The 10,593-nt window shown below is 39.2% G+C and carries 10 protein-coding genes; 3 read left to right on the top strand and 7 right to left on the bottom strand.

Annotated elements, in window-relative coordinates:
* Nucleotides 1-76 precede the first annotated feature (76 nt).
* From CYP77_RS08600 to CYP77_RS08575, 6 genes are read right to left on the bottom strand one after another with little or no spacing between them, the layout of a single operon-like run.
* Nucleotides 77-1,153 carry an epoxyqueuosine reductase QueH gene (locus tag CYP77_RS08600; protein ID WP_103565857.1) on the bottom strand — a complete coding sequence of 359 codons (1,077 nt, stop codon included), beginning with the start codon at nt 1,151-1,153 and terminating at the stop codon, nt 77-79.
* 26 nt (nt 1,154-1,179) lie between these two features.
* Nucleotides 1,180-1,929, bottom strand: coding sequence for an ATP-binding cassette domain-containing protein (locus CYP77_RS08595; protein ID WP_103565855.1), 750 nt, complete (start codon nt 1,927-1,929; stop codon nt 1,180-1,182).
* Nucleotides 1,926-2,606 (bottom strand): ATP-binding cassette domain-containing protein, encoded by a 681-nt coding sequence (locus tag CYP77_RS08590; protein ID WP_103565853.1) that lies wholly within the window; start codon nt 2,604-2,606, stop codon nt 1,926-1,928. The genes CYP77_RS08595 and CYP77_RS08590 overlap by 4 nt, the downstream gene beginning before the upstream one ends.
* Entirely contained in the window at nt 2,603-3,403 is an 801-nt protein-coding gene (locus tag CYP77_RS08585; RefSeq protein WP_103565850.1) for an ABC transporter permease, read from the bottom strand. The genes CYP77_RS08590 and CYP77_RS08585 overlap by 4 nt, the downstream gene beginning before the upstream one ends.
* Complete coding sequence (locus tag CYP77_RS08580; protein ID WP_103565848.1) at nt 3,400-4,338, bottom strand: ABC transporter permease; 939 nt, start codon at nt 4,336-4,338, stop codon at nt 3,400-3,402. Before CYP77_RS08580 ends, CYP77_RS08585 begins: the two co-directional genes overlap by 4 nt.
* A 12-nt stretch (nt 4,339-4,350) precedes the next feature.
* On the bottom strand, nt 4,351-5,883 hold the full coding sequence (locus CYP77_RS08575; RefSeq protein ID WP_103565845.1) for an ABC transporter substrate-binding protein: 1,533 nt from the start codon (nt 5,881-5,883) through the stop codon (nt 4,351-4,353).
* A 175-nt stretch (nt 5,884-6,058) separates the two neighbouring features.
* Here CYP77_RS08575 and CYP77_RS08570 point away from each other — a divergent pair, with 175 nt between their 5' ends.
* Nucleotides 6,059-9,379, top strand: a complete 3,321-nt coding sequence (locus CYP77_RS08570) for a DUF748 domain-containing protein (RefSeq protein WP_103565866.1) — start codon at nt 6,059-6,061, stop codon at nt 9,377-9,379.
* Here CYP77_RS08570 and CYP77_RS08565 read toward each other — a convergent pair.
* A complete protein-coding gene (locus CYP77_RS08565) occupies nt 9,376-9,780 on the bottom strand; it encodes a hypothetical protein (protein ID WP_103565843.1) in 405 nt (134 codons plus the stop codon). The genes CYP77_RS08570 and CYP77_RS08565 overlap by 4 nt on opposite strands.
* Nucleotides 9,781-9,893: 113 nt before the next feature.
* Here CYP77_RS08565 and CYP77_RS08560 point away from each other — a divergent pair, with 113 nt between their 5' ends.
* Together CYP77_RS08560 and bcp are read left to right on the top strand one after the other, a co-directional pair.
* The gene (locus CYP77_RS08560; protein WP_103565840.1) at nt 9,894-10,097 is read left to right on the top strand and encodes a tautomerase family protein; all 204 of its coding nucleotides are present in this window, start codon (nt 9,894-9,896) and stop codon (nt 10,095-10,097) included.
* A complete protein-coding gene (bcp, locus tag CYP77_RS08555) occupies nt 10,094-10,591 on the top strand; it encodes a thioredoxin-dependent thiol peroxidase (RefSeq protein WP_021088154.1) in 498 nt (165 codons plus the stop codon). The genes CYP77_RS08560 and bcp overlap by 4 nt, the downstream gene beginning before the upstream one ends.
* The last annotated feature ends 2 nt before the right edge of the window (nt 10,592-10,593 follow it).

Genomic DNA, 10,593 nt, shown 5'->3' with positions numbered 1-10,593 from the left:
GTAACAAATTTATACTAAGAAAAAAATTATTAGCCTCTTTTAAAATCTCTGAAATTTAGCCTTAATGGGTCTAAATTTAGCTCTCTAAAACCAAAATTTCTTCGCTGTCGTTGTAAAAAACAGCCTTTGCGTAAATTTCGTAGCTGCCCTTTTTGACATCGTCTAAGATGATGATAGGATTTTGCGAAAACTCCCCGCTTATATCACGGCGAAATTTCATCTCAGCGCCAAGCTCAAGCGGCCTTTTACAAAGCTCATTAACGCTTTTAAATTTGCTATTTGTAAATTTATTAAAGCGCTCTATGCTCATAAATATCGCACCCTCTTTTAGCTCATCATCCATCTCGCAGTCACGCTCTACGTTAAGCTTTAAGCTCTCTCTTTTAAAGCCAGAGTAGAGCACAAAGTAGCTTGGCACCACAACTGCTTCAAATTTAACACTAGCACGCAAAAGCCTGTAGTTTAAAAATCGCCTTCTAAAAAGATGAAATTTCTCCCCCTTTGCCTCGCAAAGGCGCACCTTTTTGTAAAGCTCAAGTCTAGCCTCAATGCTACCATAAAGCGCCCTTGCGTGTAGCTCACTCATAAGCTCACTTTGGGGCAAATTTTGCGAGTCACGCTGTTTTTTTAGCGCAAAGACGCAGCCGCAGTAGTTTTGGTGATAGAGCTTGTCTTTTTTAGCGAGGATAAACTGCTCGCTTGTGCCACCATTTTTTCTATAATCAACCGCAACGGCTTCTAAATTTGAGCCAGCCACCGCCTCATCAAGCGCCTTTTTAAGCTGAGAAAAGTCCTTTTTTGGGCTCATTAAAAGCGTTGTCGTGATCTTACTAAGTCCTAGCTCAAGTGCCTTTTTAGCGGAGTCTTTCATACGAAAGTCAAAGCAGTACTCGCACCTTTTGCCCTTTTCTGGCTCATCTTCAAGCCCCTTTGTGCCTCCAAGCCACTCTTCGTAGTCATACTCGCCACATATTAGCTCGATGCCTAGCTTCTCACAGCTTCGCTTCACGTCCTCAAAACGCAGTAAAAACTCACTATATGGATGTATGTTTGGATCGTAAAAATAGCCTACTATTCGCTCGTTTGGATAGTCTTTTTGTAAGCGCTGTAAAAAGTAGTGGCTATCGACCGAGCAGCAGATATGAACTAGCAAATTTGACCTTTTTTGCTTGCATTATATCAAAGTTTGCCCTCATAAAATTTAGCTGCGTCAAGGTATTTTTTAAGGACATTTTGGCTTGTAAGATCATCAAATTTACCCCACGCCACTTGCTTGCCAGATTCGATTATTAGCACCTTTTGCGCTATCTTCATCGCGCTTATGATATCGTGCGTGATAAAAATAATGCTGATATTTTTATCCAAACTTAAAAGCAAATTTATGATCTTTTGCTTCGTTTCATTGTCAAGCCCGCTTGTTATCTCGTCGCAGATTAAAATTTTTGGCTTTGAAAGAAGCGCTAGCAGTATCCCGACCCTTGTCGCCTCACCGCCACTTAGTTGTGATGGATATTTGCCTAAAATTTCATCTTTTAAATTTAAATTTCCCATTAGCTCTTTAAGCTCATTTTCACTAAAGCTAAGCTTAAGATATGACCTCACATGAGCGATGGCTGTTTTTACTTTTAGCGCTGGATTTAGGGCTTGTTTTTGGTTTTGCAAGATATATCTGATATCTTTTTTGAGCTCATTTTTGTCCGTGATCTCTTCATCGTTTATATAAATTTTGCCCCCGCTTTTTGGCTCGCTAAATGATATGAGCTTTGCAAGCGTGCTTTTGCCACTGCCACTTTGACCCAAAATGGCTAAATTTTCGCCATCGTCAAGCTCGAAATTTATCCCCTCTAAAAGGTGCAGCACTTCAGCTCTAGCGTTAAAATGCTCCTTAAAACTTAAACTTTTTGAGACGTTTTTGAGCCTTATTTTCACGCATTTTCCTTTAAATTTAGCCGCCCATCTCTCATCTGCCAAATTTCATCACTAAGATATTTTGTCAGCGCCTCATCGTGCGAGATAAAGATGACACTCATCTTGCCCTTTAGGCTCTCTAAGATGCCCGCCACGTGGCTACCGCTAATGCTATCAAGCCCGCTTGTTATCTCGTCGCAGATTAAAATTTTTGGCTTCAGGCAAAGCGCAAGAGCGATCTGCACACGGCTCGCCTCGCCACCACTTAGCTCGTATGAGTATTTGTGCCAGATGAGATTTGCATTACCCAGCCCAAACTCCCTAAAATAAGCAAATGCAAGCTCTTTATTTGTTTTATTATCGCCGCCAAGATAGGCGTTAAAATGATCGCCCACGTTTAAGAGCGGATGAAGGCTTGCAACTGAGTTTTGAAAAACGAGCGCAGCGACCTTTTTTCGGTGCTCTTTTAGCTTATTTTGGTTAAGTTTTAAGATATCTTTTTTATAAATGCTAAATTTATCCGCTCTCACTCTAAAATCATCATCAAAAAGCCTTATTAAACTCTTTGCAAAGAGCGATTTGCCACTGCCACTTGCACCCGTGATACCTATAAATTTACCCTCACTCATGCCAAAATCAAGCTCGCGCAAAAGCTTCTTATCCTTATAAAAAACGTTTAAATTTTTAATCTCTATCATATTTTTATGTTGCCATTTTTTGAATTTGACGTGATGATCGAGGTTGCGAGGATGAGCAAAAAGAGCGTCACGCCAGGGAAAAGCACCATCCACCAAGAGCCCAGAAAAAGTGCCTCTTTGCTCTCATTTAGCATGATGCCAAGGCTTATTTTATTAGCGTCACTTCCCACGCCAAAAAAACCAAGCGTTGCCTCCATGACGACAGCATTTATCGCATTTATACCAAAGATACTAACTATTAGGTGCTTTAAATTTGGCAAAATTTCAAAGCATATCAGGCTAAATTTACCAGCCCCATTTATCACGGCTTGCTCGGCGTAGTCACACTTTTTATTAAGTCTTAAATTTTGCATAAAAACTTTTGCACCCTGCATAAAGGAGCAAATGGCGATGATAAAAGATGTTATCAAAAGATCTCCGCTACTAAATGAGCTAAAAAGCATGATAAAAACGATGTTTGGTATGCTTAAAAAAGCATCAAGCCCCTTGTCAAAAAGGCTCTCGCAAACCCTGCTCTTGCTCGTGCCAAAATAGGCATAAATGAGCGAAAACAAGGTCGTTAAAAAGCCAGCTAAAAGCAAGATAAGAAGCGAGTTTTTAAGCGCGTAGGCCACTCTTATGAGATTGTCCCTGCCTAGGATGTCAGTGCCAAAGATATGCTCGCTACTTGGGGCTAAATTTACCGCCATAAAGTCAGTGAAATTTGGCTCAAATTTAGAAAAAAATGGCGCGACAAAGGCAAATGTGACAAGCGCTAAAAAGACAAAACAGGCTAGGAAAAATATGACTTTTCTCATAAATTTCTCTTATCTGCCAAGATAGCGAAAATTTTAGCCAGTAAATTTGCAAAAACGACAAAAACAGCCGTTAGCAAAATGGTTGCAAGTGCGACTGGATAGTCCTTGGCGATCACCGCATCAAGGCTAAGCTTGCCAATGCCTGGAAATGAAAAAATGCTCTCAATGACGTATGAGCCAGCAAAAATGCCAGCCACAAGTGTGGCGAAATAATAGACTATATCGGTGCTTGCGTGCTTTATCGCAAAGAGATAAATTTTGCCCCGACCTAAACCTCTAGCGTGAGCCGTCTGGATGAAGCCCGCGTTTAGGCTTTGATTTAGCCTATCTCTTACAAATTTCACGTTTGCGCCAAGGTGAGGCAAGATAATGGCGAGCGTTGGCAAGATGATAAATTTCACCCCAACGCCGCTAGAGCCTAGCTCGTTTGCGCCAGAGCTTGGTAGCACGTTTAGATAGACACTAAAGATCGCTATTAGCACGAGTGCTACGTAAAAATGCGGCAATGAAGCCAGCAAAAAGGAGCTAAAATTTATAAAAATGTCAGCAAATTTGTTTTTATAAATGGCACTTAAAAGCCCTAAGAAAAAAGACAAAAGAGCTATCAAAAAAAACGAAGCAAAAAATAAAATGAGTGAGTTTAAAAGCCTCTCCTTAATGAGTAGCGATACGCTCGCCCCGCTTACAAAACTAGTGCCAAAGTCGCCTGTCACAAAGTGAGCTAGCCACCTAAAATACTGCACAAAAAAGCCATCTTTTAGCCCTAAATTTCTTAAAATTTGCTCTTTTATGGCTAAATTTATCGCCTCACTCCTTGAAAACATAGCGTCAGTGACATTTCCTGGCAAAAAGTATATGAGCAAAAATAGAAAAAACGAGATAAAAAACAGCAACCCAAGGCTTGAGATCGCTGTTTTAAAAATGGCTCTAAACAAAGCTTTTATCCACTATTTTACTTGCCACTCTCTTATGTTCCACAAAAATCCAGCCCCATGATGTCCTAAAATTTGCGTCTTGATGCCTGAAATTTTGTTGTTAAAAACGAGCGGATAGTCAAGATAGGCTATAAAAATGTAAGGTGGGTTTTCATGAAGTGCTTTTAGAAATTCTTTATAGTGCTTTTTCCTAAGCTCCACATCCTTTGTATATCTTGCGTTTTTTAGGGCGTTATCGACGTTTGCGTCCTTGTAGTGGCTAAAGTTCCAGCCATTTTCATTTACGCTCACATCGGCAAATCCGCCAAAAATTCTATATGTGTGAAAGTCTGGATCAAATGGGCTTCCCCAGCCGATTACAAAGCTATCTACCTTGCTTATGCTAAAGGCTGTTTTTGGCTTTGCGTAGGCTTTGGCTCTCACGCCAAATTTCTCAAACTCACTGCTTAAAATTTTGGCTAGATTGACCCTTAAGATGTCGTTATTAAAAGCGTAGATGTCAAAGCCAAGCTCCTTGCCGTCCTTTTCAAAAAAGCCAGCCTTGTTTTTCTTAAAGCCGCTCTTTTCAAGTAGCTCCCTAGCCTTTTGCGGATCGTAGCTAAATTTAAACTCGCTGTCATTTGCAAAGCTTTTTTCTATCGGGTTATTCGCTACGCTTGCATATCCGTGAAATAAATTTTTAACGATCTCATCTTTATTTACGGCGTAGTTTAGGGCTATTCTTACATTTTTATCTTGAAAGATAGGATCTTCAAGGTTAAACATCAAAGCCCTGTAATCCGCACTTTTAAATTTAAGCAAGCTTAATTTTTTATCATCTTTTATGAAATTTACCCCTGTTGGAGAGATGAGCGCAACGTCGATCTCACCGCTTTTTAGCCCAACAAGTCTTAAATTTTCATCGCCGACGATCTTGAAAAATACCTTTTTTATCTTTGGCTCGCCTTTATAGAATTTATCATTTGCCGCAAATTCCAAGCTCTCATCTTTTTTCCATTTTACAAGCTTGTATGCGCCAGTGCCGATAGGGGCGTCATTAAATTTATCAGTTGCGATATCTTTGCCTTTTAAAATGTGCTCAGGCAAAACGCCAAAGCTAAGTGCGTCAAGAAACGGCGGAAAAGGCTCACTAAGCGTGATCTTAACTTTATAATCGCCTAAAATTTCAACGCTTTTTACCACCTCGTAGTTTGAGATAGCAGGCGCGTTTAGCTTCTTATCTTGAGCTGCTTCGATGGTAAATTTAACGTCCTTTGCGCTAAATTTCACCCCGTCATGCCAAAACGCATCATCTCTTAGCTCAAAAATATACTCCAAGCCATCTTCACTTACCTGCCAAGACTTCGCAAGCTCTGGCACTACATGGCTATTTTCATCGTGACTAGTAAGACCAGAGAAAACCAGCGAAAGCGTAGGATCGTGATCCTCGTCGTAGAGTGGATTTATGCGAGGTGTTTGCTCCTCGATAGCGACTACAACGGCATTTTCATTTGCGTAAGCAAAGGCAGAAAACAACAAAAACAATAAAGCCAAAAATCTCTTCATCACTCGCTCCTTTGTTTAAAAAATATTTGACGAATGGTAATACGAAATGCATAAAAGTATTATTAAGATAAATGTAAATTCAATGTATAGAAAATTTGAAATTTCTAACTATCTTTTAACCTTTTTTAAAGTAAAATCAGGGCTCATTTTAGCTGACAAAAAGGTAAATTTCACAATGGATAAAAAGAAAAAAATAGCCCTGATCACTGGCATCTGCGTAGTTTCACTTTTGCTTATTTACACACTTCTTGGCTTTTTTGGTTTGCCTTATGCTATCAAAAATATCGCGCCAAAATACCTAAAAGACTACAACGCAACGCTTTTTGTAAGTGATGCTAAATTTAATCCCTTTACCTTTGAGCTAAACGCTACAAATGCCGAGCTAAACACTACTTCACCGCTTTTTAGCACGAAGCAGATCGACCTTAAGCTAAAGCCATTTTCTATCTTTAAAAAGCTAGTTGAGATAGACATTTTTAGGCTAGATGAGCCAAAAGTAAAGATCGCAAGAGATAAAAAGGCAAATTTTAACTTTAGCAATTTTATAAGCGATGATAACGCAACTAGCGAAGATAACAGCACTAGCTCGATAAATTTCGCGCTAAATAACGCAAAAATCATCAAAGGCTCATTTTCATATAGTGATCAAAATTTAACAAAGCCATTTAATGTAAGCTTTGATGATATAAACTACGAGCTAAGCTCGCTAAATACGAAGAAAAATAGCGCAGGTAGTCACATATTTGACTCAAACTCAAGCCTGGCGCACAAGATCGATCTAAATGGCGATATCAAGCTAAATCCGCTAAAAATAGAGGGTAACGTCAGCATAAAAGACTTTAGCATAAAGCCAGTTGCGATAAGCTTCATCGACAATGACACGTTAAATCTCAAAAATGCCATTATCAACTTAAAGATAAACTACGCTTTAAATGCCGACGAGAACGCTACAAAGATAAATTTAAAAGATAGCTTTTTAAATGTAAAAGGACTAAGCCTTGATGAAGGCGCAAATGAGCTTAGCTTTGGCGAGCTAGAGCTTCCAAAATTTGATCTTGATAGCAAGATAGCGGATAAAACGGAGGCTGCGCTAAATTTAAGCGCTGTAAATTTAAACGACATCTCTTTTAAAAGTGCTATCGCTGCGAGCGTAAAATCACTAAATTTAAATGAGATTTCGCTACTTGCAAATTTAAATGAAAAGAGCGAGCTAAACGCCACAGCCAAGCTAAAAAGCATAGGCGCAAACGCTTTAAAAATAGATGAAGCAGATAGAAATTTGGCAAATTTAAAAGATATAAATGCTTCAAATTTAAATCTAAATTTAGTAAATAACAAAACCGCCCTAACGCTTGAAAAAATAGCACTAAATGGCATCAACGCGCCACTTAGCAAAAGTGCAAATGCAAATGTAGCAAGTGCTGGCGTGACAAATACAAGCTTTACAATGGATGGCAACAAGAGCCTTGCTAGCCTTGATGAGCTAAGCATAAAAAACATAGAGCTTAAAGCAAAAAATAAAGATATAGCAAGCGTCTCTGATGTGGCGATAAAGAGCATAAGCTTTGATCTTTTAAAAATGGCTCTAAATATCGCTAGTGTCGATGTTAATAAGCCTAAATTTACTTCAGAACTAAACGACAATGGTCTAAGTGCTGTAAGTGAGCTAGGATTTGGCGAGCAGAGCGCAAAACCTGCAAAAGCGGCAAAACACACTAAAAAAGTGGAGAAAAAGGTTGAAAATAAAAGCGCTTCAAAAAGCAAAGAAAATGAGTTTAAATTTGATGTAAAAAATATAAGTGTAAATAACGCAGATATCGCTTTGACGCATCTTTTTGAGGGCGAAAAGATCGCTCATAAATTTGATAATCTTTTTGTAAAAGTAGCAAATTTAAGTAGCGATTTTAGCAAGCCATTTGATGCAAAAGTGGCGATGAAAAGCTCACAAAAGCTAAATTTAGATGTTGATTCGAATATAAAGATCGAGCCACTTAACGTGAGTGCAAAAATCAAGCTAAATGATACAAATTTACCAAAGTATTTTGCCTATGCAAAGCCCTTTTTAGAGGCCGATCTAGCTAGTGGTCAGATGAGCGCAGATGCCCAGCTTCACTATGCAAAAGATATCAAAGCAGACGCAAAAGTTAGCATCAAAGATATAAGATTAAATGGCAAAAAAACCGAAAAACTAATCGCTTTTAAAAGCCTTGATCTTGAAAAAATTTCATTTGCCAAAAATGACCTTGCCATAAGTGGAGTGAGCTTAAATTCTCCATTTATCAAGGCTCATCTAAGTAAAGAGCGTAAATTTAACCTATCTCAGATCGTAAAAGAGGATAAAAACAAGGCTAAAACCGAGGCAAAACCTGAGAGCAAAAAGGCAGCCAGCAAAAAAGATGACGAGCTAAAATTTAGCGTGAAAAACTTCTCTTTAAAAAATGGCGAGGTTGATTTCTCGGACGCATCGCTATTTATGCCATTTGCCACAACGATCTCAAAGCTAAATGGCAAGCTAACAGACATCGATAAAAAGCGCCCAAGCTCAGGCGAGTTTCAAGGCGTGGTTGGCAAAAATGGCTTTGCGCAGATCACTGCAAAACTCTTTCCGTTTGAGCTAAAGCAAAATACCGACATAAAGCTTGACTTTAAAGATATCGATCTAACTGATATAACGCCATATAGTGGGCAGTTTGTTGGCTATAAGATCAAAAAAGGCAAGCTAAATTTAAACCTAAACTATAGCGTCGCCGACTCAAAACTAAATGGCTCAAATTTCATAAATTTTGACTCACTTACACTTGGAGAAAAGGTTGAGTCAAAAGACGCTGTAAATTTACCACTTTCGCTTGCTATCTCGATACTTAGCGATCAAAATAATCAAATAAACATCGATCTGCCAGTTGAGGGAAATTTAGACGATCCTGACTTTAAATATGGCGGCGTCATCTGGGCTGCAGTGAAAAAGCTCTTTGCCGACATCACGCTAGCTCCATTTAGATTTTTAGGCAACGCCCTAGGACTTGGCAACAAAGATCTTAGCTCTATTGATTTTCTTGCTGGAAGTAGCGAGCTTATAAGCTCAGAAGCGCCTAAGATAGCTGATTTCATAAAGCTAACTGGCTCAAAACCTAAAATGAAGCTTAGCATAACGCCAACATACTCAAAACTCGATGAGAGCTTTTATAAAAACAAAAAACTAGATCAAAAGATCAATCAAATCATCGCTTCAAGCGGCAAAGACTACATCGCGGTTTTAAATGAGTTTGTGCCAAATTTAAAAGATAGAAGCGAAAAAGCCTTAAGAGAAGAGGCGCTAAAGGGCATCGAAGTCGATAAAGCAAAGCTAGTAGAGCTTGCAAATGAGCGTGCAAATGCGGTAAAAGAGGCACTTATAAAAGCTGGGCTTGAGGCTAGCCGCATAGATACAAACGATGCAACAAGCTCAGAGCCTAAGCAAAACACCTACACAAGCGTGCTAATGGGAGTGGCGAACTAAATTTCATTTATTTCGCTGCTTCTTGCATTATAGACAAACCAGCTAAGAAGCATAAGCATCATAAATGCCCCAAAAATAAGGCTTGCATAAAAATATAAGTTAAAGTCCGCTCCGAGCAAATTTGCGTTGTGAAGGGCGATCATAACGCCAGCTAAGGCGATTAAGTAGCCAATTAGCTTGATGATGAAAATTTTAGGATTTACAAGGATCAGCAAAAGGCCACAAAGTATGATGCCAAGGGCTATTTGCAAATTTGAAACGTCAGCTTGAGCGCTTGAAGTAAGTGTTAAAAAGCCAGCTAAAAGTGCCATTACTATCATCAAAACTGCATAAACCGCCCTGCTTCGTCCAAAGCCATACATAAAGCAAACAAAGCCCTTATTTTGCCTGTTATAGTCCATTTTCGCTCCTTTTGGAAGTTTGCTTATTTTAATGCCAAATTCTTAAATAACGGCTTTAATCTGAAATTTCACTCATTTTGGCTAATATTTTGCATCTTAAAAAAGGAGCAAAAATGCCTTATGTTAATATCAAAATAGCAGGCCCAGAGCCTACAAAAGAGCAAAAAGATCAAGTTTTTAAAGAAGTAACCGAGACGCTTGTAAGAGTGCTTGGCAAGAAAAAAGAGGCGGTTATGATCTTTATCGAAACTCACGACGCTGGCAATATCGGCGTAGCTGGCGAGAGCGTAGAGGACAAAAGAAAGGGGATAAAATGAGCGAATTTAGCAAAGCAGACATTGAGAGGAAGATAACGCTTGAAGTTGGCGACAAGGCGCCAGAGTTTGAAGCGCTAAATCAAGACGGCGTAAAGGTTGCACTAAAGGACTTTATAGGCAAAAACGTGGTGCTTTATTTCTACCCAAAGGACAACACGCCTGGCTGCACGACTGAGGCTTGCGAATTTAGCGCAAACTACGATCAGTTTATCAAAAATGACACCGTTATCATCGGCGTTAGCCCAGATAGTGTGAAGTCGCATGTGGGCTTTATCGCAAAGCAAAATTTAAAGCACATCCTCTTAAGCGACGAGGATAAAGAAATTTCAAAGCTTTATGGTGTTTGGCAGGTCAAGAAAAACTACGGCAAAGAGTATCTTGGCATCGTTAGAAGCACCTTTGTGATCGGCAAAGACGGCAAGATAGTTAAAATTTATAAAAGCGTAAAAGCCAAAGACCACGCCGCAAAAGTACTAGCTGATCTGGTGAAGTAAGG

Source organism: Campylobacter concisus (assembly GCF_002913865.1).
In the GTDB taxonomy this organism is placed as follows: domain Bacteria; phylum Campylobacterota; class Campylobacteria; order Campylobacterales; family Campylobacteraceae; genus Campylobacter_A; species Campylobacter_A concisus_AM.
This window is presented reverse-complemented; position numbering and strand designations above follow the sequence as displayed.

Coding starts and splice junctions, on each gene's coding strand:
- CYP77_RS08590 (WP_103565853.1), bottom strand. CDS start 2,606: ATGATAGAGATTAAAAATTTAAACGTTTTTTATAAGGATAAGAAGCTT.
- CYP77_RS08585 (WP_103565850.1), bottom strand. CDS start 3,403: ATGAGAAAAGTCATATTTTTCCTAGCCTGTTTTGTCTTTTTAGCGCTT.
- CYP77_RS08575 (WP_103565845.1), bottom strand. CDS start 5,883: ATGAAGAGATTTTTGGCTTTATTGTTTTTGTTGTTTTCTGCCTTTGCT.
- CYP77_RS08570 (WP_103565866.1), top strand. CDS start 6,059: ATGGATAAAAAGAAAAAAATAGCCCTGATCACTGGCATCTGCGTAGTT.
- CYP77_RS08565 (WP_103565843.1), bottom strand. CDS start 9,780: ATGGACTATAACAGGCAAAATAAGGGCTTTGTTTGCTTTATGTATGGC.
- CYP77_RS08560 (WP_103565840.1), top strand. CDS start 9,894: ATGCCTTATGTTAATATCAAAATAGCAGGCCCAGAGCCTACAAAAGAG.
- bcp (WP_021088154.1), top strand. CDS start 10,094: ATGAGCGAATTTAGCAAAGCAGACATTGAGAGGAAGATAACGCTTGAA.